The organism is Rhodospirillales bacterium, assembly GCA_016710335.1.
In the GTDB taxonomy this organism is placed as follows: domain Bacteria; phylum Pseudomonadota; class Alphaproteobacteria; order Rhodospirillales; family Defluviicoccaceae; genus JADJXQ01.
Genome location: JADJXQ010000001.1, coordinates 23,572 through 47,583, shown reverse-complemented (window position 1 = coordinate 47,583; position 24,012 = coordinate 23,572). Strand labels below are relative to the sequence as shown.

The following is a 24,012-nucleotide window of genomic DNA, read 5'->3' as shown; positions in this document are numbered from 1 at the left end:
TGGCTCGATCTTCGAGGACTCAGCCGTCGATCAATTCCCAGGCGAGGGGCGTGCCCTTCTTGATGTCGCGGCGTGCATGCCGGCCGAGCACCCGGGGCAGGTGCTTCGGGGCGAGGCCGTAACCGGGGCGGATCGAGCGCACGGTGTCCGCCGTCAGCGCCTCGCCCGCGGCCACGTCGCGCACCACGTACAGCGAGCGCCGCACCTGGCGGTAGCCGGCTTCGCTCCCCTGCAGCCGGTAACTGACGGCGCCGCACGCCGCCCAGGCGTCGCGGACGCCGGCGGCGAGGTCCTGCAGTTCGTGGGGCTCCAGCGAAAACTCTGAATCGGGGCCTCCGTCGGCGCGGGCAAGGGTGAAGTGCTTCTCGATCATCGCGGCGCCGAGCGCCACCGCCGCGACCGGCACCGCGATCCCAAGCGTGTGGTCGGAGAGGCCGACCGGCAGATCGAACGCATCCGCCAGATGACCGATGGTTCTTAGGTTGCAGTCCTCGACCGGCGTCGGATAGCCGCTGACGCAATGGAGCAGGCACACCCCGCCGCTGCCGGATTGCCGCGCCGCCTCCACGGCGCCGGCGATTTCGCCCAGATCAGCCATGCCCGTGGAGATGATCAGCGGCTTTCCCGTGGCGGCGGCTTGCCGGATCAGCGGCAGATCGACGATCTCGAACGATGCGATCTTGTAGGCCGGGGCGTCGAGACCCTCCAGGAGGTCGATTGCGGTCGGATCGAACGGCGAACTGAACACCGTGATCCCCAACTCCCGGGCCCGCGCGAATAGAGGCTCGTGCCAGGCCCACGGCATGTGGGCCTCCCGGTAAAGCTCGTAGAGGCTGCGGCCGTCCCATAGCCCGCCCTCGATGCGAAAGCCGGGGCCGTCGTGGTCCATGGTGATGGTGTCGGCGGTGTAGGTCTGCAGCTTGATGGCATCGGCCCCCGCCGCCTTGGCGGCGTCGACGATGGCCAGCGCGCGATCCAGGTCGCCCCCATGGTTGGCCGACATCTCGGCGATCACATACGGAGGTTGCCCCGGCCCGATCCTGCGCCCGTCGATGGTGATGGTGCGGTCCGTCATGGGTTCTCCCGCTTCAAGTTGCTCGCGACTCCGGCGCCGATGCCGGCGGCCGATGCCACTCGTCGCTGCCGATGGGGTGGTAGCCGGCCGCCGCGAACAGGCGGCATGACGCCTCGTTTTGCGGATGCACGCGCGCCCGCAGCGCAGCGCCCGGGAGCAAACGGCGGCCGAGGTCGAGGGCAGCGGAGGCGATGCCTTGTCGGTACTTCTCCGGCGACGTCAGGATCGAGACGATGCGCTCCCGGTTGTCAACGTCCTTCGTGTCGAGCCGCAGCACGCCAGCCGGCGCGCCGCCGTGCTCGATCATCAGGGTGATGCGGTCGGCATCGGCGAGGGCAGCGTCGAGCCATTCGCGATGCTGCCGCCACGTCGGCTTCTCGGGGTTGTGGGCGAAGCGGCGCGTGGCGTCGCACTGCTGCCAATCGAATATGCGCCGCGCGTCGTCCTCGACCACTGGACGCAACGTCACCGGCCGGCCGTCGCGGGCATGGGCGTCAGGCAGGAGGGCCAGCATGACGCGGAGCCCGCCGCGGCCGTCGCAGAGCCGCGCCGCTGCGGCGGACAGGGCGGTGAGCCGCGCAGGGTCAGCGGCAAGCTCCTTGAGGCAGTACGCGAACAATGAAGCCAGGTTTGAGCCCCCCGCTACCACCGCCGCCTCCGCCTGGGTCAGCAAGGCCGCGTTGGCGCGCTGGTTGTCTGCGAGCACGGTGACGATGCTCGGCAAGCCGAGGCATGCCCGCTCCCACGAAGCGCTCCCCGGTGCGCCAAAAGCCAGATCCGCAGCCGCCATCAGCGCTGCCATGTCGGCGACACTGGTGTGGACGGTGACCCGCTGCCGCGCCTGTTGCGCAAGACTGCGAAGCTTCGACAGGTGTGCGGCGTCGGCATTGACGACAACGTCCACCGCCGCCGCCAGTTGAGACCGGGCAACAGCAGAAAGCGCGGATGTCGTCGCCGTAGCCTTGATGTCCGTGCCGAAATAGATGAGGATCCGCCGAAGCCCGCTTGACACGCGGCGGCGACGCAAGGCGTTCGTGCGCGCCGCGAGGAACTGGGGCCGCACCAGGGCATGGGCAGGGCCGAGCAACAACCGGCAGCCCGGCGGCACCAGAGCACGATACGGCGCGGCGCTGTCCGGTGACCCTGGATCGAGCAGCAGGTCGCAGTCGTGATGCCGGTTCGGCGCGTCGTCGCAGACAAGGATGCGCTTGGCCCATGGCCGGCAGGCGGTCTCGAACGTGCGCCCGCGGCCATAGTGATCGACGACCAGAACGTCGGCGCCATCCGGCCAGTGCGCCGCCATCGCCGCGGCTTCGTCCTCTTCGGCCACGCCGCCGATGTCCAGAACGTCCAGTCCATGTCCGATCGAACGGGCGCCGACGCTGAACGCCGGCTCGCGCGTCGCCCAACCGCAGCGCCAGCCGGCCGCCTGCAGCGACTGGGCGAGGGCCATGCTTCGGACCCAGTGGCCGCTGCCGATGGTCGCCGAGGCATCGACGCGAAAGACGGCGAAGGGCCGGGATATGCCCGCTTCCTCAGCCATCGCTCATCATGCGCCGGACATAGCTCTGGTCCGGCTCGCTGGTTGGGCGGCGCAGGGCCTCGACCAATGCGCCCGTATCGAATCGGATCCGGTCGCGATCATCGTACGACGCCGGGATGAGAGTGCAGCGGTCTCGAAGCAGAGCGAGGGGTTCCGGGTTCCACGCTAATCCCTCCACGTCGAGGACGATGATCGGACGGTTGGTGCAGAGGGCGACGCCGAAGGTGCTGGTCAACGGATACGTGAAGATCAGGGCGTCCGCCTCGCTCCAGGCCTGCTCGAACGGTGCGGGGATCACTTCGGCGCCGAGGTCGCGGAAAAACGAATCTCCGGCCCCCTTCATCTCCGGATGCGCCTTGTAGAGGGCGGTGAACCCGTTCTCGATGAGAAGCTCGATCATCCGCATCTGGATGTCGAGCTGATAGGGAAAGTACAACCCGCCCCGGAATGAATAGCGGTGCGGAACGAGCGGGTAGCCCATCACCATCACCCGGCGCACCGCGGCCGGCAGGGGCCGGCGGGACGCCTGGGCCGAGAGGTCGAGGTAGTGACGCGTCGCGGCGGAGGTGAACGACACCGGGTACAGGCCGGCGAGCCCGCCGGTGCGGTAGTTGTCGGCGTGCACGTCGGCCGATGCTTTCGAGATGCAGACGAACTCGTTGCAGGGCGCGTGCTGCACGGCGCCGCCGCCGCTGACGTCGACGTTGCCCGGCTCGTTCCCGTGGCTGAACCCGACGACGCGGACGCCCCGCCGCCGCGCCGCCAGGGCGATGGTCCGGTTGAGAGGGATCCCCTGGTTGGTCAACAGCAGGGTCGCGGGCAGATCGCGGCGCGCGGCGATCGCGTTGTACGCGGGGGCGAGGGTTGACAGGCGGCGCCACCAGGCAGAGACGATTCGATCGCGGTCCAGTCTCGCGCCGCACCGGTCCTTCAGGAGACGATCCATGTCGCTGACGAACGCGGAGAGGGCGGGACGCAGCAAACTCGGGTTTTCCCCAATCGCTGCCCTGGTTTCCGCAAGAATGACGTCGGCATCGTCATAGCGGCAGAGCAGGCCTCGCTTTGCAACATATTCGGCGCGAAGCCAGCTTCTGCTGCCGATCGCCCAGGCGTCCGGGCGGAGACGCCCGGCGGCGGCGGCTCGCACCAGAGCCGCCGGCCGGTTCAGCAGGACCGACTTGGCCATGCCGCGCAACTGCTGCCGCCGGCTTCGGCCAGCCGTCACCCAAGCATCGTGGGCGGCGCCGAGCGCTGCCCAGTCCGGCCGAACGACCGGGGCCGAAGCCGGGCCGTAAACGAAGCGGGTACCTGAGGCGCAAAGGCTCTCCACCTCGCGCGCGTGCATATGCTGGATGAGATGCACGAGGACGAACACGACGTCCGCAAGCAGCATATCCCGAGCAGCGGGTGTGGCCTCGGCAAGCAGGCGCGCCAGCCGGTTCCCGACGCTGTCGGCCATGGCCAAGAAGCTGTCCTCGGAGACGGGACAGCGCCATGCCGTCCGCCACCGCCCGACGCCCATCTCGTCGATCGATTCGGCATCGGCGGCGAACACCCGCTGCTCCGCAGGCGCCTGCGCATCGGCCCGGAGAGGCGCCGGCCGGTTCATCATGGATGGTGAGCGGGAACGCCGGGTGGGCGAGGGTCGCGCTTCCGCATCACAAACCACGTGACATCGTCCTGGGGCCAGGGATCGCGGCGGTAGACGAAGCCGTAGCCGAGCAGTTCCAGGTCCGGGAAGCGATCGAGCATGTCTCCTGCGAAATCGCGCTTGAACAGTTTTCCGCCCTGGCCCCGGTACGGAACTTCGACGGGAGCGGGGTTGTAGTATTCGATGATGCACACGTACCGGCAGGACGCGGCGTACAGCGTGTCATAGACTGCGGGCAGTTGCTCCGGGGCGATGTGAATGAGGACGCCGCGGGTCAGCGTCACGTCGTATTGCCGCCGCGGTTCGAACGTCAAGATGGACTGATGGACCGTTTCGACCTCCGGGCCGAGCCGCTTCAGATGCTTTACTGCAGCGTCGTTGATCTCGACGGCGGTGATCCGGGCGGCGGGCCGGAGCACGCGGATGGCGCGAACGTTGAGACCGGCCCCGGCCCCCAGTTCCAAAAACGTCTCGGCGTCGGCGGCGTGGTCGAGAACTTTCGCAAACAGCGCCACCCGATTGGCAAGGGCTTCAGGTCCGAGGTTGCGGTCCGTGTAGGCGTCCCCGAATGCGCCCGCCCAAAACGCCTCCTGTTCCGTGCTCCAGTCCGTCATGACCCGACCTTGAGGAGTGTGTAGCCGCGCTCGTCCGACCAGGAGAATTGCACGACGTCATGGTCGAGTCTCTCCGGCAGATATACGCCCGCGCGGCCGTCGGCTGCGGCGCCGCCGTCGTCATCGGCGCACGCCAGCGACGTGCGGTAGGCGGAACACCCGGCGCCGGCCGGCAGCTTCGCGAAAATGCGCCGGATCCGGTGAAGGTCTTCGGAGGTGTCGAGGGTCCAGCGATGGCCGCTGACGCCCGCGTCCGGACAGAGGAGATTGGCGCGCCGGGCGTCGGGATGACGGCGGATGTAGGGGGTGACATGTTCCCGCTCTGCCGCGGCGTCGGCCTCATCCGCCGCCCGCTGCAGCCAGTCCATCGTCAACGCCTCGCAGTCGAGGCCGTGCGGCCAACTCGGCGGCATGTTGTTGGCGGCGTAGTCGAAGCGCTCGTCGCGGACCAGAGCCGCCACCGCACCACACACCTCCGGATCGATCAGCGGGCAGTCGCTCGTCACCCGCAGCACGATGTCGGCCTCGACCAGGCGGGCGGCGCCCACGTAGCGCCCGAGGACATCCGACTCGGCGCCGCGAAATACTACTGAGCCGGCTCGCAGCGCGTCCTCCTCGATCACGTCATTGTCGGCGTCGTCCGGCGCCGCGCAGCAGACCACGTCGATGCCGGGCGCCGCTTGGCATCGACGCAATACCTCCGTCAGCACCGTTGCCCCGCCCAGTCGTTCCAGAACCTTGCCCGGCAGGCGGGTCGAGCCGACCCGCGCCTGGACGATCGCCGCCGTGGTCATCGGACCAGCCCGACCTCCTCGGTGAGGGCTGCGACCACCCGGTCCACATCGGCGTCGCTCATGTCCGCAAACAGCGGCAGCGACATCGCCCGGGCGTAGTAGGCCTCGGCGCCGGGAAGCGACTGCCGGCCGTAAAGTCGTGTGTAGCAGGGCTGCATGTGGAGCGGCATGTAGTGCACCTGGCTGCCGATGCCGCGCCCGGCGAGGCGGCGCATCACCGTCGCCCGATCGACGCCAAGGCCGGCGAAGTCGATCAGCGCCACCATGAGATGCCAGCCCGGCCGGCATCCGCGACGCGCCGTCAACGGTCGGATCGCCGGGGCAAGCGGCGCCAGCGCGTGGCGGTAGCGCTCGACCAGGGCGGCGCGCCGGGCAACGAAGCCTTCCAGCTTGTCCAGCTGGCTGAGGCCCAGTGCACACTGCAGGTCGGTGATGCGGTAGTTGAAGCCGATCTCGGCGATCTCGTAGTACCAGGGGTTGGCGGCGCCGTCGGGGCCAAAGGCGAGCTCCCGCTGCTGGAACTCATCCGCCTCGCGGATGATGCCGTGGTTGCGGAATCGCTTGAGGCGCGCCGCCAGGTCCGCGTCGTTGGTGGTGATCGCGCCGCCTTCGCCGCTGGTGATGGTCTTGACCGGATGGAACGAGAACGTGGTCATGTGGGAGTAGCGGCAGGCGCCCACCGCGAGCCAATCATCGTCCGCCTCGACCCGGCCGCCGATGGCGTGCGCCGCGTCCTCGACGACGGCCAGTTCCCGCGGACCGGCGATCGCCGCGATTCCGTCCATGTCGACGGTGTGGCCGCCCAGATGCACCGGAAATACCGCGCGAACTCGGCCATCGGCGCCGGTTTCCAGAGCAGCGGCGAACGTCTCCGGCGTCATCAGCCCGGTGTCCGGGTCGATGTCGGCGAAGATGACGTCGGCGCCGACGAAGCGGGCGGCGTTGGCGGTGGCGGCGAAGGTGACCGCCGGAACGACGACGCGGTCGCCGGGTCCGAGACCAAGCGTGAGCGCCGCCAGGTGCAGCGCGGCGGTGCCGCTCGAGCAGGCGACGGCGTGGGCGGCGCCCGTGGCCCGGCACAGCCCCTGCTCGAAGGCCTCCACGTACGGTCCGGTGGTGAGGATGTCGCCGTCGAGCACCGATGCGACCGCCGCCCGGTCGGCGCCGTCGATGACCTGACGGCCGTAGGGGAGGAAGTCGTCGGCCATGGTCCGCAAGGCTCCCCGGTCAGCCGGCTGCGGCAAGGAGCGCGTGCAGATCCTCGCCGCTCAGCCAGGCTTCGTTGGTGTTGGAGGCATAACGAAACGCCTCGCCGACCGCGGTGGCGCCGAGGCGGGCGTAGGCCTCGGGATCGAACTTGGGGTGCGGCTTGGGCGGGGCGATGACGTAGCGGTCCGCAAGCTCCAGCGTAGTGCGGGCGTCGTCCTCGGTGATCATCACTTCGTGCAGCTTCTCTCCCGGCCGGATGCCGACCACGTGGGTCGCCATCTCCGGCGCGACGGCGCGGCACAGGTCCACGATGGACATGCTCGGGATCTTGGGCACGAAGATCTCGCCGCCGGTCATCAACGCCAGCGACGACAGCACGAAATCCACCCCCTGCGCCAGGGTGATCCAGAACCGCGTCATCCGTTCGTCGGTTACCGGCAGGCTCAGGCAGCCGTCCTCCTTGAGCCGGCGATAGAGGGGAACGACGCTGCCGCGAGAGCCCAGCACGTTGCCGTAGCGCACGACCGCGTAACGGGTGCCGCCATCGCCGCTGATGTGGTTGGCGGCGACGAGAATCTTGTCGGCCGCGAGCTTGCTGGCGCCGTAGAGATTGATGGGGCTAACCGCCTTGTCGCTGGAGAGCGCGATGACGTGGCCGACCTTGGCGCGCAACGCGGCGCGAACGACGTTCTCGGCGCCGTGGACGTTGGTCTGGATGCACTCGAACGGATTGTATTCGGCGGCCGGAATCTGCTTCATCGCCGCCGCGTGCACGACGATATCCACGTCGCGCATCGCCATCTCCAGGCGGTCCCTGTCCCGCACGTCGCCGATGAAGTAACGCATGAACGGGTAACGGTCCATGCCGTACGACTGCTGCATGTCGTACTGCTTGAGTTCGTCCCTGGAAAAAACGATCAGCTTGCGCGGGTGGTAGCGCTCGACCACGGTTCCGACGAAGTGGGCCCCAAACGATCCTGTGCCGCCGGTGACGAGCACGGACTTGCCGTTGAGGTCGAGGACCGGCTGAAACCAGGGGTTCATGAGTGGGCCGTTGAAAGCGGGCTGGCGGAACAGGACGGCCGCCGAAACTCCATCGCGCGAGGAACTACTTCTCGGGCATATTGACCGGCGGCAGTCCCGGCTCCCCGGACGCTCCGGAGGCCGGAACGGCGGTTATGGCGGGAGGTTGGAGCCCGACGCACCGGTACGTCGCGTAGCGCGTGTCGTAGCCGTACGTCTGCATTGAACTGACCAACTCCGCCGCGTTGCCGCCGGCGTCGGTGCACAAGTCCGTGGCCAGGGCGTCGACTTCCTGGTTGCTGTCCATCCAGGGGATGTGGCGCACATAGAACGGGCTGGGCACTTCGTAGCGAACCACCGTCGGCTCCGACAATTCGGTGCAGGCGCCGACCAGAGCCACCAGGGCGATGAGCATGATGTACCGCATGGGCCGCACACTATCGCCGAACGCTGCCCCCCTCAAGCATCCATTGCGCAGTGCGTCATCAATCGCGTCATCGGCGGCTCGAGCGATGCGCGTGCAGAAAAAAAGGCCGGCATCGCTGCCGGCCCTAGTCGGAGGAGGAGGAACGTGATGACGCAAATATATCCCGCCAACCCTTAAGGCACGATTAACGCGGCGCAGCATTCGCGAAAAACGTCTGCAGTTGTCGCCGACGCTGCTATCGCGGCTGTAGCGGCTGCGGTTCCGGTTCGCCGTCGGGGCGCGGGGTGGGGGTGCGGCTGATGACGGCGCAGATGCGCTGCTTGACGCCCGGGCAGGATGCGTCAACGGCGATGCCGTGTTCGTACGCGACGACATGCACGCCGACGACGCCGCGGACGGCGTCGAGCAACTCGCCCGCCTTCAACAGATGATCAGGGTTGCGCGGCCGGTTGAAGCGCTCGTTGCCGCGGGCGAAGGTGTCGTAGATCAGCACGCCGCCGTCCGCAAGGGCCTGGATCAGGTAGGGGAACAGCGGACGGTGGAGGTAATTGACCACCACCACGGCGGCAAAGGTGCGATCGGGCAAGGGCCATGTGCTCCCCTGCTCGAGATCGAACTCCATGACCTCGGCCAGCGGGTGCCCCGCCAGGTCGAGCACCGCGCCGACGTCCCGGTCGATCAACGTCGCCGAATGGCCGCGCTCGAGGAACATGCGGGCGTGACGGCCGCCGCCGCACGCCACATCGAGCACGCCTCCGCCGGGTCGCACCAGGGGCGCGAACCGCGCCACCCACGGCTCCGGTGCGGTGATCCGGAGGTGCGATTGAACGCCGGCTTCATGTGCCATTCGCCTGTTATAGCAGCGCCGGCGCCGCGGACGACGGGGTTTCTCGACGGGCGCCATGGTCAAGGCCATTCACCGCGGCGTCGCTTTCGTGCTTCTATGACGACCATCACGTCTCCTAACCAACGGTGTCAGCTCACATGGAAAAGCTTCGGGACGACATCCCGCAACGCGGTGAGGTGTCGGAAATCGTGCCGGGGGTGTACTGGCTCAGAATGCCGCTGCCGTTCGTTCTCAACCATATCAATCTGTGGTTGCTGGCCGACGGTGACGGCTGGACGCTGGTCGATACCGGCCTCAATACCGATGAGATCAAGAGCCTGTGGCGCCAATTATTCGCGACGGCCCTCGACGGCCGGCCGATCACGCGCCTGATCGTCACTCACTTCCACCCCGACCATGCCGGCCTTGCCGGCTGGCTCACCGAGGAGTGGGGTGTCGATCTGTGGATGAGCCAGAACGAATGGCTTCACGCCCGGATGCTGAGCATGGACACCGGTCCGGAGATGACGGCGCTCATCGCCGACTTCTATCGCCGCGCCGGCTGCAGCGGCGAGCTTCTGGCGCAACTCGAAGCGCGGGGCAACACATACGCGAGCCGCGTCGTGCCGATCCCGCGCGCCTACCGGCGCATTCGCGACGGCATGGGCTTCGACATCGGCGGCCACCACTGGCGGGTGCTGGTCGGCCGCGGTCATGCGCCGGAGCACGTATGCCTGCACTGTGCCGAACTCGACACCATCATCGCCGGCGACCAGATCCTCCCCAAGATCTCGCCGGTGGTCGGCGTGTACTTCTCGGAGCCGGAGGCCGAGCCATTGAGCGACTTCCTTGCCACCATCGCCAACCTTCAGAACCTGCCCGCCAGCACGCGCGTGCTGCCGTCCCACGGCATCCCGTTCGTCGGCGTTTCCGAGCGCTTGAGCCAGCTGGCGTCGCATCACGAGGCGCGGCTGGAGCACTTGCTGGCTGGATGCACTGGCCAGCACACCGCCGCCGAACTCGCCAAGGTGCTGTTCCCCCAGGAGCTGGACCTGCACCAGACCCAGTTCGCCCTCGGCGAGACCCTCGCCCACCTGCACCACCTGATGCACCGGGGCCAAGTCCGGCGCCAAAGCCGGGCCGACGGCGTCCACCTCTACGCCGCGGCGTGAGCCCGCTGCAGTGCCCCCCGCCGATGCCGCGGCCGATGTCATGACGTGAGGACGATCGTCGCCAGGCCGAGAAAGATCAGGAAGCCCATGCTGTCGGTGGTGAAGGTCAGCAGCACGCTGGAGCCGAGCGCCGGGTCGCGGCCGAGCCGTTTCATGAGCGCCGGCACGCCGATGCCAGACACCGCGGCGACGAGCAGATTGAGCAGCATGGCGGCGGCCATCACCAACCCCAGCTTGGCGTCCTGGTAGAGGAGAAAGGCGATCAGGCCCATGGCGCCTCCCCATATCAGGCCGTTGATGATGCTGATTGCCAGCTCCTTCCGCGCCAGGTAGCCGATGTTGCCGCTGTTGATCTGATTGAGAGCGATCCCGCGGACCATCAAGGCAACGGTCTGGTTGCCGGTGTTGCCGCCGACGCTCGCAATGATCGGCATCAGGGTCGCCAGCGCAACAAGCTGCTGGATGCTCTCCTGGAAGACGCCGATGACGCGCGACGCCAGGAAGGCGGTCAGCAGATTGACGGAGAGCCACAACCAGCGCCGACGGGCGCCGGTCCAGATCGGCGCGAACAGGTCCTCCTCGCCGCTCAGCCCCTCACGCTTCAGGGAGTTGGCCTCGGCTTCACGGCGGACGAAATCGACGACCTCGTCCACCGGCAGGCGCCCGATCAGGCGATGACGTTGATCGACGATCGGCGCCGACACAAGATCGTAGCGCTCGAAGGCGCGCACCACGTCCTCGGCGTCCTCGTCGGCCACGAACGCGACGACATCCCTCTCCATGATGTCGACGACGCGCTCGCGCGGGCGGTGCAACAGCACGCACTGCAGGGGCAACCGGCCGACCAGCCGGTCATGGCCGTCGACCACGTAGAGCGCATCCATCTGGTCCGGGATCTCGGTCAAGCGCCGGAACAGCTTGAGCACGTCCTTGACTGTCGCGTCGTCCCGCACGACGACCAGTTCGTGGGTCATCAGTCGGCCGACCGACTGTGACGGAAAAGTATCGAAGCTGGCGAGCCACGAACGCCGCCGCGGCCCGAGGGTGGCGTGGAGTTCGGTAAGGACATCGCCCGGCACGTGATCAACGATCTGCGACAGATCGTCCGCGTCCATGCGGCGGAGGATGCTCAGCAGGCGCTCTCGATCCGTGTTGGCGACAAGATCGTCGGCGACGTGATCGGTGACTTCCCACAAGACGTCGCCGGCGGTGTCCTCGGACACCACCCCCCAGACCAGCCGGCGACGCTCCGGCGGCAGCATCTCCAGGAGGTGGGCGACGTCGGCCGGCGCGAGGAGGTTCACGCAGTCAACGAGTTCGCCGAGAGCTTCGCTTTCCGCGGGCTCGAGTTCGCCGATCGGGCCGCGTTTCTGACGACGGCTCAGCGCCGCCAGGACCGGCTCGCGATCGAGCAGGCCGACGATGGAGTCGAGCCCGGCCTGCAGGTGTTCCCGTGCTGTGGCGTGGTCCGGCATGCCTTGCGTCTTCATCCGGATGCCGGCGCCGGCCTGGACTCGCCGGCCTCAGCCAAGGCTCGCCGGTCGGCTCGCTATTTCTCGCTTGCCAGTTGGTTGCGGGCAGTCGTCAACAGCGTGAACATCTGCTCTCGAAGCTCGGCCTCGGTCACCGCCGCCTCCTTCGCCCTGAAGTCCGCCATGACCTTGCGAAAGACGTCCTCCTCCCCCGGTTCTTCGAAATCCGAGGCGATGACCTCCTTCGCGTAAGCAACCGCATCGTCACCCGCAAGCCCCATCTTTTCCGCCGCCCACAGGCCGAGCAGCCGGTTGCGCCGCGCGGCTATCCTGAACTCCATCTCCTCGCCGTGCTTGTGCCGCGCCTCGTGGTGCTTGCTGTCCCGCGGAGCCTTCGCCATTGCCCACCGTATCCTTCTGCCGTGTTGCCGCGACTGAGAGATGTGACCTGGAGCCGCCCTTGTCCAGCCATCGCCACGCGGTGTTGGTTTCGATGCCGCTGCGGTTCCCGAGGCAACAGGGTGTGTCGAAGCAAGGCTGTGGGCGGTGGAGTCCGCAAGCTCATCGTCGTCGGCCGCATCCTGGCCCGCGTCACTCCCGCTCGTCGAGCCAAGCCATCTGGATGGACTCCAGGATCTTTTCGTTCGAGCGTTCCGGGTCGTCGGCGAAGTCGGGCAGGGCCTGGACCCACCGCCACAGGTCGGTGAAGCGGAGGTTCACGACGTCGGCGTCCGGGTGCGCCTCTTCCAACGCGATGGCGATATCGGTGGTGTCGGTCCAGCGAAGCCCCATTTCCTGCCTCCCGTTGCAGCGGATCGTCGACGATGATGCCCCCGTGCGCCGGGGCGCGCTACTTGTCCACCATCATGTTGCGGGTGGCGGACGGCAGCTTGACGGTCAGGCCGTCGAGGGCCGGGGTGATGCGGATCTGGCAGCCGAGGCGGGACGTATGGGTCAGGCCGAAGGCGAGGTCGAGCATGTCCTCTTCCTCCTCGCTCGGGTCGTCCAGCCGGTCGAACCATTCCGGATCGACGACGACGTGGCAGGTCGAGCACGCCAGCGACCCCTCGCAGGCGCCTTCCAGGTCGATGTCGTTGTGGTGGGCGATCTCCAGCACCGACAGGCCCTCCGGCGCCTCCACCTCCTTGCGCTGCGTCCCATCCGCGGAAACAAACGTGATCTTCGCCATCGAAAGTGGTCCTCAACTACTGTCCGCTTGCGGTCCCGGCGGCGTTCCCCGCCGGACCTTCGAATTCGCTCACATCATGGCCGCGCAGCGCCTTGCGCAGACCGCGATCCATGCGCCGCTCCGCAAAAGCCCGCGTCGCCGCCTCCAGATCCTCGACCGCCGCGGTGATGGCGTCGCGATCCTCCCCGGCCATGGCCGCCTCGACCTGATCGACGACGGCGGCGATGTCCGCTCGTTCGTCGTCTGCGAGCAGATCGCCATCGGCCTGCATCGCTGCCTCCACGGCGTTGACCACCCGCTTGGCCTCGACCCGGGCCTCGACCACAAGGCGGCGGCTCATGTCTTCGCCGGCATGCTGCATGCTCTCGTACAGCATCTGCGCCATCTCGTCCTCGCCGAGGCCATAGGACGGCTTGACGGCGATGTGCTGCTCCTTGCCCGTTGCCTGCTCGCGGGCGCTGACGGTCAACAGCCCGTCGGCGTCGACGGCGAACGTGACGCGGATGCGTGCGGCGCCGGCGGTCATCGGGGGAATGTCGCGGAGTTCGAAGTGGGCGAGGGAGCGGCATTGGCCGACCATTTCCCGTTCGCCCTGCACCACGTGGATGGAGATGGCGGTCTGGCCGTCGTGGTAGGTGGTGAACTCCTGGGCGCGTGCGACGGGGATCGGCGTGTTGCGCGGGATGATCTTCTCGACCAGGCCGCCCATGGTCTCCAAGCCGAGGCTCAATGGCGTCACGTCCAGCAGCAGCGTGTCGGAGCCGCGGGTCAACGCCTTGGCCTGCAGGGCGGCGCCGACGGCGACCACTTCGTCCGGATCGATGTTGGCGAGCGGCTCGCGTCCGAACCACTCCGCGACGCGGCGGCGGACCAGCGGCACGCGGGTGGAGCCGCCGACCAGTACGACGCCCTTGACCTCATCCGTGGTGACGCCGGCGTCGGCCAGCACGTCGGCGCAGAGCCGGATGGTGCGATCGACGAACGGCGCGAGCAGCGCTTCAAGGCGGTTGCGGTCGAGGGCGTGCAGGCTGATTTCGTCATGGGCGTCGATCGTCCATTCGCCCGCATCCTGGGTGGTCAGGCACTCCTTGGCGAGGCGTGCCGACATCAACGCCATCTTGGCTTCCGAGCTGGTGAGGGCGCGTTCCCCCAGGCGCTCACGACGCTCGGCCAGGAACGACTCTGCAATCGCATGGTCGAAGTCGTCGCCGCCGAGCGCGGCGTCGCCGCCGGTCGCCAGCACCTGGAACACCCCCTTCTCCATGCGGAGCAGCGAAATGTCGAAGGTTCCGCCGCCCAGGTCGTAGACCGCGTAGAGCCCTTCTGCGTCTTCGTCGAGGCCGTAAGCCAGCGCCGCAGCGGTCGGCTCATTGACCAGGCGCAGCACCTCCAGGCCGGCGAGACGGGCGGCGTCCTTGGTGGCGGTGCGCGCCGCGTCGTCGAAGTAGGCCGGAACCGTGATCACGGCACGGTCGACGATCTTGCCGAGATGGTCTTCTGCCCGCTCCTGGAGCGCCTTGAGGATTTCCGCCGACACCTCGACCGGGGTCAATTCGCGCCCGCCGACCCGGAGCCGCACCATGCCGGAGCCGCCGTCCGCCGCCGGCACGACGTCGTAGGGCAGGGTGCCCGCCAGGCTCTTGACGTCCTTCAGCCCGCGGCCCATCAGGCGCTTGACCGAACTGACCACCGCCTCGGGCCGATCCAGCAATAACCGGCGCGCGAACTCGCCGACAATCGCCGAGCCATCGGCTGCGAAGGCCACCACCGACGGCACCAGCGCCTTTCCCTGATCGTCGCGGAGCACCTCGACGGCGTCGTCGCTGGCAACGGCGACCACCGAATTGGTGGTGCCGAGATCGATGCCGACGGCGAGGGTGTCGTCTTTTTCATGGGGCAGAGGCGTCTGCCCCGGCTCGTGGATCTGCAGCAGTCCCGCCATTTCAGCCCCGCCCGCCGGTGCCGCCATCGCCGCCGCGGTCGCCGAGCCGGGCGCGCCTGATCCGGCACTCCTGCGCGAGCTTCCGCAGGTACTTGAGGCGCGTGGTGAGGCGACACGCAGCCTCGATTTCGCCATCGGCGAACACGCCGGCCAAGTCGCCGACGCAGGCGCGGATGTCGGCGGCGGCCCGTGTCTCCAGAAGGGCGACCTCGGCTATCGTCTCGGCCTCGGCCAGCGCCTCGCGCAACTCCAGGCTCTCGGTCAGCAACTCCTGATCGGCAACCAGGTTGCAGCCCTCCGGCAGCACCCCGGCGCCCCACAGATGCACCAGATAGTCGGCGCGCTTCAGCGGGTCCTTGAGCGTCTCGTAGGCCTCGTTGACCGCGGTCGCCTGCTGTTGCGAAAGCGCGCGCTCCCGGGCGGTGCGCGCGGCGAAGCGATCCGGATGCAGGCGACGCTGGCTGTCGAAGTAGCGGCGGTCGAGCGTCGCCGCGTCGATCTCGAAACCGACGTCGAGCCCGAGCCGGGCGAAGTGATCCCGCTGGCCCGGCGGCTGTACCGCATCACAGATGTCGCAGAACACCGCCTCGGGCGCGACCGGACCGTGGCACGACCAGCACGTCTCGGCGTCGGCGCGGCCGATCCGAGCTTTCGCGTTGACATTGGCCGTGGTGACGTTGGCCGTGCTGGCGTTGGCGTCCTGCATTCGGACGAAAACACTCCTGTTGCGCCCGCCCCGCGTTCGGGCGGGGGCGCTATCAACCGGGGTGGAGCGGTGAGGCTAGCGCTCGGCCCGCGACCGGCGCCGATCCGGCGGCGACTTGGCCCACTCAGACATGAAACGACTCGCCGCAGCCGCACCGGCCCTTTTCGTTCGGGTTGCGAAACACGAACCCCGACTCCAGCTTGCTGTCGACGAAGTCCATCTCGGTTCCGATGATGAACATGGCCGCCTTGGGGTCGATCAGGATGTTGACCCCGTCGACGCCCACCTCCTCATCGAACGGGCCCTTCTCGTCGGCGAACTCGAGCGTGTACGCCATGCCGGAGCAGCCGCGGCTGCGCACCCCGACCCGCACGCCGGCGGTGGGCTTGCCGCGGCCCGCGATCATCGCCTTGATGCGCTCAGCGGCGGCCGGCGTTACGCTGAGCGGCTGCATGCGCCCAGCCATCATCGGCCGCCTCTCACCGCCAGTGGGTTTATCATCCAAGTCATTCGTGGATTTACTCCGCCGCGCTCTTGGTGGTTCCGTGTTTCGCGCGATAGTCGGCGACGGCGGCCTTGATAGCATCCTCGGCGAGTACCGAGCAATGGATCTTGACCGGTGGCAGGGCGAGATGCTCGGCGATCTGGGTATTGCGGATCTGGGCCGCCTCGTCGAGGGACTTGCCCTTGACCCACTCGGTCACCAGCGAGCTGGAGGCGATCGCCGAGCCGCAGCCGAAGGTCTTGAACTTGGCGTCCTCGATGAGGCCGTCCATGCCGACCTTGATCTGCAGCTTCATGACGTCGCCGCACGCGGGTGCGCCGACCAGACCGGTGCCGACGCCCTCGTCCTTCTTGTCGAGCGACCCGACGTTGCGGGGATGCTCGTAATGATCAACCACGTTCTTGCTGTATGCCATCGTCCTCTTCCTCTTCCAACCTTGCTTGGATGGGTGTGCTGCGCCGCCGCCGCGACGCCTGAAGCGTTCCTTATCTCCCCTCAGTGCGCCGCCCATTCGATCGACTTGATGTCGATGCCCTCCTGGGCCATCTCCCAGAGCGGGCTCATCTCGCGCAGCTTGGCGCACCTCGCGGACGATCCGCTCGACCGCGAAATCCACGTCTTCCGCGGTGCTGAAGCGACCGAGGCCGATGCGGAGGCTGGTGTGCGCCAACTCCTCCTCGACGCCGAGTGCCCGCAGCACGTACGACGGCTCGAGCGAGGCCGATGTGCAGGCCGAGCCCGAGGATACCGCCAGATCCTTGATCCCCATCATCAGCCCCTCGCCCTCCACGTAGGCAAAGCTGAGGTTGAGATTTCCAGGGATGCGATTGTCCAGGTCGCCGTTGAGGTAAACCTCCGACAACTGCTCGTTGATTGCGTTGTAGAACCGGTCCCGCAGCATCCGCAGGCGCTCCGCCTCGGCGCCCATTTCGTTGGCGGCAATGGCGCATGCCTCGCCGAGACCGACGCAGAGCGGCGTCGGCAGGGTGCCGGACCGCATGCCGCGTTCCTGGCCGCCGCCGTTGATCAGCGCCTCGAGGCGCACCCGTGGCCGGCGGCGCACGTACAACGCGCCGATGCCTTTGGGACCGTACAGCTTGTGGCCGGATATGCTCAGCAGATCGATGTTCATCTCATCGACATTCATCGGAATCTTGCCGACCGCCTGCGCCGCATCGGTATGAAAGTGCACCTTCCGCTCACGGCAGATGGCGCCGATCTCCTCGATCGGCTGGATCACCCCGATCTCGTTGTTGACGGTCATGATCGACACCAGCACCGTCTTGTCGGTCATGGCGTCTTTCAGCCGGTCGAGATCGATCAGGCCGTTCTGCTGCACCGGCAGATAGGTGACGTGAAAGCCTTCCTGCTCCAGGTGCCGGCAGCTGTCGAGCACGCACTTGTGCTCGGTGACGCAGGTGATCACGTGGTTCTTGCGGTCACGATGGAAACGCGCGACGCCCTTGATCGCAAGGTTGTTCGACTCGGTGGCGCCGGACGTAAAGATGATCTCCTTCGGGTTGGCGCCGATCAGGTCGGCGATCTGGCCGCGCGCTTTCTCCACGGCCGTTTCCGCATCCCAGCCGTACTGGTGGCTCCGCGAATGAGGATTGCCGAACACCTCCGTGAAGTACGGCAACATCGCGTCCACCACCCGGCGATCCGTCGGCGTCGTCGCCTGATAGTCCAGATAGACGGGCGCACTCCGGTTGGTGCGCTCCTCGAAGTTGGTGTTCACCGCCACATGGTCGTTCATCTCGTCACCCTGTCCATTCCGCTCGTCGCCGAGCTCCGCCAACAGTCATTCTCGTTCCCGAGCCCGCTTCAGGCCGCTCGGGTCTGCTCATCCCGGTCCTCTCGGCCGCTGCGAGCGCTCAGCGCGGACCAGGAAGCCAGAAACCGCTCCACGTCGTCCTCCCGACTGGTCCAGCCGAGGCTGACCCGGATCGCCGAGCGGGCCGTCGCTTGCGGCACGCCCATGGCCGCCAGTACGTGGCTCTGCGTCACCTTGCCGGACGAGCACGCCGATCCGGCGCTGACGGCGATGCCCGCGAGGTCCAGCGCCATCACCTGGATGGCGCTGTCGACGCCCGGCATGGCGATGCACGTGGTGTTGGGCAGCCGCGGAGCGTCTGTGCCGAACACATGCGCCGCCGGGACGCGGGCTGCAGCGCCGCGCTCAAGAGCGTCGCGCCAAGCGGCGATCCGCGTCCAAGTCGCCGTCTCGTGGCGCGCGGCCTCGGCCGCGACCCAAGCCGACGATACCCGGCACGTTCTCCGTGCCGGCGCGCCGGCCTCGTTCCTGACCGCCGCCCCGCATCATGGCCGTGACGCCTGCGTCTCCACGAACGATGAGCGCGCCGACGCCGGGCGGGCCGCCCAGTTTGTGGGCCGAGAGCGACAACAGGTCTACGTCCAGTTCGCGAACGTCGATGGCGATCTTCCCGGCCGCCTGCACGGCATCGCAGTGGACCCGCGCGCCATGGCGGCGGGCGACGTCCGACACCGCTGCAACCGGTTGCAGCACGCCCGTCTCGTTGTTGGCGAGCATCACCGACACGAGGCTCGGCCTCGGCGCATCGTCCAGCAGACGCTCCAGCGCCGCGACATCTACAACGCCGTCGCCATCGACGGGGATGATGTCCGCGCCCTCGACGGCTTTCAGGACCGACGGGTGCTCGACGGCTGAAACCAGCAGCCTGCGCTCTCCACGACCGCAGAGCGCCAGTGCATTGGCCTCGGTTCCGCCGCTGGTAAACACCACCTCGGCGGGCGCGGCGCCAACCAGCGCGGCGACCTGATCGCGGGCATCCTCCACCATCCGCCGGACCGTCCGGCCGTAGCGATGCACGGACGACGGGTTCCCCGTGGCGCAGAGAACTGCCGCCACCGCGTCGGCCACACCCGGCCGTGCCGGGGTCGTCGCGTTATGGTCGAGGTATGTCATGGTCGTCATGGTCGTCGTGGTTCTCATGCTCGCAACAAAGCTTCTGGCGTGCCTCGCGCCTGTCCTGCGGGATCTCCCGGTCAGCTCGCCGTTTCTGCGTGCGCCGGTCGCGCTTCCTCGCCGCGCCTCGAAGAGAACATCATCCGGCTCGTCCCCAGGATCCGCCGGTCGCAGATGTCCGCCAGGGTGACGGAGCTGAGGTAGAGATAAATCTGGTTGCCGAGCTCTTCCCAAAGATCATGGGTGAGGCACCGGCCGCGATGGGTGTGACAGCCGCGCGGCGAGCCGGGCGTGCACCGCGTCGCCTTGATGGGCTCGTCGACCGCCATGATGATGTCGGCGACCCGGAGCTCGGATGGCGCCCTGCCGAGCAGGTAGCCGCCGCCGGGCCCGCGCACGCTCGCCACCAACTCCGCCCGGCGCAGCCGACCGAACAACTGCTCCAGGTAGGAAAGCGAGATCTCCTGCCGTTCCGCGATCTCGGCGAGGGTGACCGGCTTGCCGCTGCCGTTCGATGCCAGATCCGCCATGGCCATGACCGCATATCGTCCCTTGGTGCTCAACTTCACGATCGCTCTCTACCCTCTCTCACGTTCCCCGGCCTGTCGATGCCTGTCGTCAAGACGTGTCGCTCCGACCTCGGCGCCGGCCCTCATCGCCGACCCTCAACGCCGTACGCTGTCGCCGATCACGGCGACCTTGCCGGCGGAACCATCGTTGTTTCGCCACTCCGGCCACCGGTCGCCCTCCGCATCCGCGGGCCCGATTGCATGCGCGGCCTGCTCGAGGTCGCGAATCCGCTCCTGCAGGCCGGCAAGCTGCACGCGCATGTTCTCGATCGTCTCCAGCACCGGGTCGGGGCAGCCGCCCGCGGGCGTGCCATAGGCCACGAAGCGCCCGGCCTCGCTGCGGTCTTGGGGAAGCACGCCGTGCGCCGGAATTCCGACCGCCGTCACGCCCGGCGGCAAGTCCTTGGTCACCACCGCGTTGGCGCCGACGCGCGCTCCTTCGCCTATCGTCACCGCGCCGAGGATCTGTCCGCCCGAGCCGACGATGACATTGTTGCGAAGCGTCGGGTGCCGCTTTACGTTGACCTGCGATACGGAATTCACAGAGGGTGCGATTCCGCCAAGCGTCACACCCTGATACAGAGTTACATCGTCGCCGATCTCGGAGGTTTCGCCGATCACCACGCCGAACCGTGGTCGATCACCAACCTCCTGCCGATCTTGGCGCCGGGATGGATCTCGATCCCCGTAAGCAGCCGCCCGAAGTGGGACAGCAGCCGGGCGATCAGAAATAGTCGACGCCGCCAGAGCGCGCTCGCCATGCGGTAGATCACCAGCGCGTGGAAGCCGGGGTAGCAAAGGACGATCTCGAGCCGCGATCGCGCCGCAGGGTCGCGCGCCATGAATGCGGAGATGTCTTCCGGAATGCTCTTGAAAACCATGAACCGTCCCTAATAGGTTACGCCGATCCGACGCCCGCCTCGGAACCAGATGTTCACCCTCGGCTATTCTGCGACGTGTGCGTACCTGCCTCATTAACCCCGCTTGGTATATACGATGCCCTACCGGATTGATCAAGTATACCCTCGCAGAATCATTAAGCGAGCCGGTCGTTGCCCCTGTTGCCTTTGCGGGCTTTGCCAAGCTGCGCAAAGGAGGCAGGGTCGGATCCTGGAGCCGCGATGCCGGAAGTGATCTTCAATGGGACCGAAGGCCGCCTTGAGGGACGCTATCACCACTCGAAGACGCCGAATGCCCCGCTCGCACTGATTCTGCATCCCCATTCGCGGCATGGCGGCTCGATGAACAACAGGGTGGTGTTCGCCCTGTTCCAGGAGTTCCAGCGCCGCGGCTTCTCGGCGCTGCGGTTCAACTTCCGCGGGGTCGGGCGCTCGCAGGGCAGGTTCGACAACGGCCAGGGGGAACTGAGCGACGGAGCTTCGGCGCTCGACTGGATGGAGAGCATCAACCCCAACGCGTCGGAGTGCTGGATCGCCGGCTACTCCTTCGGCGCCTGGATCGGCATGCAATTGATGATGCGCCGGCCGGAAATCAACCGCTTCATCGCCGTCGCACCGCCGGCCGGCCTGCACGATTTCACGTTCCTGGCGCCATGCCCCGCGTCCGGGCTCATCCTCCACGGCGCCGACGACACGACGATCCCGCCGGCGGCGGTCGCAAAGCTGGTGCAGAAGCTGTCCCAGCAAAAGAACATTAAGATTGAATACCGCACCCTGCCGGGAGTGGATCATTTCTTCCAGACCCATGTGGAAGACGTCGCCGCCGCCGCCGCCGAGTACATGGACCGGGTGCAGGCGCAGCCTGCGTAGGGCGGTTCCGTTCGCCCGCTCGAAATCGCGCAGTTCTCGCGGGGCTGCCGGCCGCGGTCGTAAGCCTGTGATCGCCGTCACTGACGAACTCACGATCATCACGCATTTTAACAAATGCCGGCGCAATGACCGGCGGCTGAATCGGGTGCTCTCGCGCGATGCTGCGCCGTCGCGAGCGGGTTCCGGCGGCCAAAAAAATACGCGGTGTCCATGGAAGGGATGGCCAGCGTCATCCGAGTGCGCCTCCAACATGCGCACGCAGACCGTATGGGGATGCCTTGGACGCCATGCACTTCGCTCCGGCGCGCGCCGCCGTTGCCCTGTTCGTAGCCGCGTTCGCCGCCGTTCTCGGCGGTGCGGAAGCCGCTGCGTTCACGATGCCGACTTCCGACCTCACGTCGCCGCGGGCGATCGTCGCCCTCGATCCTGGCCAATTCGTCTGGCAGCCCGAACGCGCACCCGACGGCGAGGTCGACGTGGTGATCAGCCTCCCGGAGCAGCTTCTGCACGTCCGGCGCGGCGGCGTCCTCATCGGCGTCAGCACGATCAGTAGCGGCGGCCCCGGCTACGCCACTCCCGCCGGCACGTTCACCATCCTGCAAAAAAAGACAGAGCACTATTCCAACCTCTACGACGACGCTCCGATGCCGTACATGCAACGGCTGACGTGGGACGGCATCGCGCTGCACGCCGGAAGCCTGCCCGGCTACCCCGCCTCGCACGGCTGCGTCCGCCTGCCAAATGCGTTCGCTATACTGCTGTATGGCGCAACCCGGCACGGCTCCCAGGTCGTCGTTCTCGACGAGGACATGGACAGCGACACATGGCTGCAGCGGGAGTTACTGGTCGCATCGGCGCCGGTGCAGGGACGCGGCCGCCGGTCAGCGGAAGATGCGGCCGTCGAACGCGAGTCCGCCGCAGCCACCGCACGGCTCAACCGGGCGATGCTGGCGCAGATAAGGGGCAGCGCGCCGCCGGCCCTTCCGCCGATGGCCGAGGCCGAGGGCGACAAGATCCCGTCAAGCCGGCCACGATTCCAGATTGCCGCGACGGATCCGGAAACTGACGAATGGTCCATGACACGCCGTTGACCCCCGCCGCCGTAGCGCCGCGCTGCGCCGCCGGCACGCCCACCGGTGGTTGACCAGACTTGGCCAATCCCGTAACGTCGTCTCCAGGAGCCTAGACAGGAGACGCGATGCTGAAAGTCAACATGCTCGAGGCCAAGACCGCCCTCTCGGCGCTGGTGGCGGCGATCGAAGAGGGGCGCGAGTCTGAAGTGATCATTGCCCGCAACGGGCGCCCGGCTGCCCGGCTCGTGCCGCTTGCCGCGCCCCGGGACGGAGAGCGTATCGGCGTCGCCCGCGGCGCGTTCGTGGTTCCGGAGGATATCGACGCGGACAATCGGATGATCGCCACCCTGTTCCGCGGCGGCGACGATTGAACCTGCTGCTCGACACCCACATCGCGCTGTGGGCGATCATCGACGATCCGCGCCTTCCCGTAGATGCGCGCACTTTGATCGCCGACCTCGAGAACGATATCTTCGTCAGTGCCGCCAGCGTGTGGGAGATCGCCGTCAAGCATGGCCTCGCGGGCCGCAAGCGCGCCGCGATGCCGGTCTCGGGGTCCGACGCGCTCGCTTTCTTCCGTCGCGCCGGCTACCGCCTGTTGCCGATGACCGCCGATCACGCCGCGGCAGTCGAGACCTTGCCGCAGATCCACGCCGACCCGTTCGATCGCATGATCGTCGCCCAGGCGCTGGTGGAGCCGCTCCGCTTGATCACCTGTGATCGGACCGTCGCAGCCTACAGCGACACCATCCTGCGCGTCTGAGCCGGCCGCCCTTTCCACTCCAGTGCATCGACCGCGCATGCGAAGAACGCGCGGTCGATGCACGGATACGATCATTCCAGCGCACTGACCCATTCGGCAAAATCATCCGGATGGATCTGTGCATCAGGGCCAAATCGTATATACTGATCATATATTATTATGATCGATCTTCAGCGCTCAGCGGGTTTGAGCTGGATGACGGCCGCGGCCATCACGGGTTCTGGACACGGACCGTGCCGCAGGGGCGGCCGTGCTGGACATCCTCGCCGACCCGGTATTGCGCTTTCGTCACGCCGTCGCCCGTTGCCGCCGGCAAGAGGAGGTTGACCGTGGGCCATGGCGGGGACATGTGGAGATCACGTCGCCGCTCCCGTCGCCGCGGCGCTTGAGGCAGGCTGCAGGCATTCTGCCGCCACACAGAAATGCTTATATTTCAACAGGTTGCCGGTTGCTCTGCATACATCCGCATACATCCGCATACATGTTGAGCGTGGATTCGGACACAAAGTGAATGAGTTGAATGGGTTGTACGCTGATGGCCTGTACGGAACGTGGCGTTCATGGAGCAGAACCGGCCGAAGTCGCCCCGCTGGCGAGCGCTGCGGGCCGATGGCGCCGGACCGCGGGCGGGGAGGGAGTGGGCGCCGGCGGACGGCTTGGGAAATGGTCGGAGTGAGAGGATTCGAACCTCCGGCCCCCGCCTCCCGAAGACGGTGCTCTACCAGGCTGAGCTACACTCCGAT

The 24,012-nt window shown here is 67.4% G+C and carries 24 protein-coding genes, 1 tRNA gene and 3 pseudogenes; 5 read left to right on the top strand and 23 right to left on the bottom strand.

The annotated features are described in order from the left end of the window. Positions 1-19: 19 nt before the first annotated feature. From pseI to IPM60_00240, 9 genes are all read right to left on the bottom strand, one after another. Positions 20-1,075, bottom strand: coding sequence for a pseudaminic acid synthase (gene pseI / locus IPM60_00280; protein ID MBK8906381.1), 1,056 nt, complete (start codon positions 1,073-1,075; stop codon positions 20-22). 13 nt (positions 1,076-1,088) lie between these two features. After that, positions 1,089-2,618, bottom strand: a complete 1,530-nt coding sequence (gene pseG / locus IPM60_00275; GenBank protein MBK8906380.1) for a UDP-2,4-diacetamido-2,4,6-trideoxy-beta-L-altropyranose hydrolase — start codon at positions 2,616-2,618, stop codon at positions 1,089-1,091. Further along, a complete protein-coding gene (locus IPM60_00270) occupies positions 2,611-4,230 on the bottom strand; it encodes a hypothetical protein (GenBank protein ID MBK8906379.1) in 1,620 nt (539 codons plus the stop codon). Before IPM60_00270 ends, pseG begins: the two co-directional genes overlap by 8 nt. After that, the gene (locus IPM60_00265) at positions 4,227-4,883 is read right to left on the bottom strand and encodes a methyltransferase domain-containing protein (protein ID MBK8906378.1); all 657 of its coding nucleotides are present in this window, start codon (positions 4,881-4,883) and stop codon (positions 4,227-4,229) included. Before IPM60_00265 ends, IPM60_00270 begins: the two co-directional genes overlap by 4 nt. Next, entirely contained in the window at positions 4,880-5,677 is a 798-nt protein-coding gene (locus IPM60_00260) for a glycosyltransferase family protein (GenBank protein ID MBK8906377.1), read from the bottom strand. The genes IPM60_00265 and IPM60_00260 overlap by 4 nt, the downstream gene beginning before the upstream one ends. Next, the gene (gene pseC / locus IPM60_00255; protein ID MBK8906376.1) at positions 5,674-6,885 is read right to left on the bottom strand and encodes a UDP-4-amino-4,6-dideoxy-N-acetyl-beta-L-altrosamine transaminase; all 1,212 of its coding nucleotides are present in this window, start codon (positions 6,883-6,885) and stop codon (positions 5,674-5,676) included. Before pseC ends, IPM60_00260 begins: the two co-directional genes overlap by 4 nt. Before the next feature lie 19 nt (positions 6,886-6,904). Continuing rightward, positions 6,905-7,930: a UDP-N-acetylglucosamine 4,6-dehydratase (inverting) gene (gene pseB / locus IPM60_00250; protein ID MBK8906375.1), complete on the bottom strand. Its 1,026-nt coding sequence runs from the start codon at positions 7,928-7,930 to the stop codon at positions 6,905-6,907. 64 nt (positions 7,931-7,994) lie between these two features. Continuing rightward, positions 7,995-8,336 (bottom strand): hypothetical protein, encoded by a 342-nt coding sequence (locus IPM60_00245; GenBank protein MBK8906374.1) that lies wholly within the window; start codon positions 8,334-8,336, stop codon positions 7,995-7,997. A 235-nt stretch (positions 8,337-8,571) separates the two neighbouring features. After that, on the bottom strand, positions 8,572-9,183 hold the full coding sequence (locus IPM60_00240) for a class I SAM-dependent methyltransferase (protein ID MBK8906373.1): 612 nt from the start codon (positions 9,181-9,183) through the stop codon (positions 8,572-8,574). 137 nt (positions 9,184-9,320) lie between these two features. Between IPM60_00240 and IPM60_00235 the strand changes: the two genes are divergently transcribed. After that, the gene (locus IPM60_00235) at positions 9,321-10,334 is read left to right on the top strand and encodes an MBL fold metallo-hydrolase (protein ID MBK8906372.1); all 1,014 of its coding nucleotides are present in this window, start codon (positions 9,321-9,323) and stop codon (positions 10,332-10,334) included. A gap of 38 nt (positions 10,335-10,372) precedes the next feature. Here IPM60_00235 and mgtE read toward each other — a convergent pair whose 3' ends face one another. The 12 genes and pseudogenes from mgtE to cysE form a co-directional block, all read right to left on the bottom strand. After that, positions 10,373-11,824: a magnesium transporter gene (gene mgtE, locus IPM60_00230; GenBank protein ID MBK8906371.1), complete on the bottom strand. Its 1,452-nt coding sequence runs from the start codon at positions 11,822-11,824 to the stop codon at positions 10,373-10,375. 59 nt (positions 11,825-11,883) lie between these two features. Further along, complete coding sequence (locus IPM60_00225; protein ID MBK8906370.1) at positions 11,884-12,207, bottom strand: DUF1476 domain-containing protein; 324 nt, start codon at positions 12,205-12,207, stop codon at positions 11,884-11,886. A 190-nt stretch (positions 12,208-12,397) separates the two neighbouring features. Continuing rightward, positions 12,398-12,598 carry a Fe-S cluster assembly protein IscX gene (gene iscX, locus IPM60_00220; protein MBK8906369.1) on the bottom strand — a complete coding sequence of 67 codons (201 nt, stop codon included), beginning with the start codon at positions 12,596-12,598 and terminating at the stop codon, positions 12,398-12,400. Between the two features lie 58 nt (positions 12,599-12,656). Then, a complete protein-coding gene (locus IPM60_00215) occupies positions 12,657-12,995 on the bottom strand; it encodes a ferredoxin family 2Fe-2S iron-sulfur cluster binding protein (protein ID MBK8906368.1) in 339 nt (112 codons plus the stop codon). Between the two features lie 16 nt (positions 12,996-13,011). Beyond that, on the bottom strand, positions 13,012-14,937 hold the full coding sequence (gene hscA / locus IPM60_00210; GenBank protein ID MBK8906367.1) for a Fe-S protein assembly chaperone HscA: 1,926 nt from the start codon (positions 14,935-14,937) through the stop codon (positions 13,012-13,014). 1 nt (position 14,938) lies between these two features. Further along, positions 14,939-15,643, bottom strand: coding sequence for a Fe-S protein assembly co-chaperone HscB (hscB, locus tag IPM60_00205; protein MBK8906366.1), 705 nt, complete (start codon positions 15,641-15,643; stop codon positions 14,939-14,941). A gap of 124 nt (positions 15,644-15,767) precedes the next feature. After that, positions 15,768-16,109: an iron-sulfur cluster assembly accessory protein gene (locus IPM60_00200; protein MBK8906365.1), complete on the bottom strand. Its 342-nt coding sequence runs from the start codon at positions 16,107-16,109 to the stop codon at positions 15,768-15,770. Positions 16,110-16,161: 52 nt separating this feature from the next. Next, the gene (iscU, locus tag IPM60_00195; GenBank protein ID MBK8906364.1) at positions 16,162-16,563 is read right to left on the bottom strand and encodes a Fe-S cluster assembly scaffold IscU; all 402 of its coding nucleotides are present in this window, start codon (positions 16,561-16,563) and stop codon (positions 16,162-16,164) included. An 80-nt stretch (positions 16,564-16,643) separates the two neighbouring features. Next, positions 16,644-17,904, bottom strand: a pseudogene (gene iscS / locus IPM60_00190) (IscS subfamily cysteine desulfurase). Between the two features lie 68 nt (positions 17,905-17,972). Next, positions 17,973-19,104: pseudogene (locus IPM60_00185) on the bottom strand (cysteine desulfurase). A gap of 71 nt (positions 19,105-19,175) precedes the next feature. Next, positions 19,176-19,664, bottom strand: a complete 489-nt coding sequence (locus tag IPM60_00180; GenBank protein ID MBK8906363.1) for an Rrf2 family transcriptional regulator — start codon at positions 19,662-19,664, stop codon at positions 19,176-19,178. Between the two features lie 96 nt (positions 19,665-19,760). Further along, positions 19,761-20,545, bottom strand: a pseudogene (gene cysE / locus IPM60_00175) (serine O-acetyltransferase). 240 nt (positions 20,546-20,785) lie between these two features. Here cysE and IPM60_00170 point away from each other — a divergent pair. The 4 genes from IPM60_00170 (at position 20,786) to IPM60_00155 (ending at position 23,269) form a co-directional block, all read left to right on the top strand. Continuing rightward, on the top strand, positions 20,786-21,433 hold the full coding sequence (locus tag IPM60_00170) for an alpha/beta hydrolase (GenBank protein ID MBK8906362.1): 648 nt from the start codon (positions 20,786-20,788) through the stop codon (positions 21,431-21,433). 287 nt (positions 21,434-21,720) lie between these two features. Continuing rightward, positions 21,721-22,524 (top strand): L,D-transpeptidase family protein, encoded by an 804-nt coding sequence (locus IPM60_00165; protein MBK8906361.1) that lies wholly within the window; start codon positions 21,721-21,723, stop codon positions 22,522-22,524. A gap of 107 nt (positions 22,525-22,631) precedes the next feature. Then, positions 22,632-22,877, top strand: a complete 246-nt coding sequence (locus IPM60_00160) for a type II toxin-antitoxin system Phd/YefM family antitoxin (protein MBK8906360.1) — start codon at positions 22,632-22,634, stop codon at positions 22,875-22,877. After that, positions 22,874-23,269: a type II toxin-antitoxin system VapC family toxin gene (locus tag IPM60_00155; protein MBK8906359.1), complete on the top strand. Its 396-nt coding sequence runs from the start codon at positions 22,874-22,876 to the stop codon at positions 23,267-23,269. Before IPM60_00160 ends, IPM60_00155 begins: the two co-directional genes overlap by 4 nt. 211 nt (positions 23,270-23,480) lie before the next feature. Here the strand turns inward: IPM60_00155 and IPM60_00150 are convergent, their stop codons facing one another. Beyond that, positions 23,481-23,618, bottom strand: coding sequence for a hypothetical protein (locus IPM60_00150; protein MBK8906358.1), 138 nt, complete (start codon positions 23,616-23,618; stop codon positions 23,481-23,483). A gap of 315 nt (positions 23,619-23,933) precedes the next feature. Continuing rightward, positions 23,934-24,010, bottom strand: a tRNA-Pro gene (locus tag IPM60_00145). Positions 24,011-24,012: the final 2 nt, after the last annotated feature.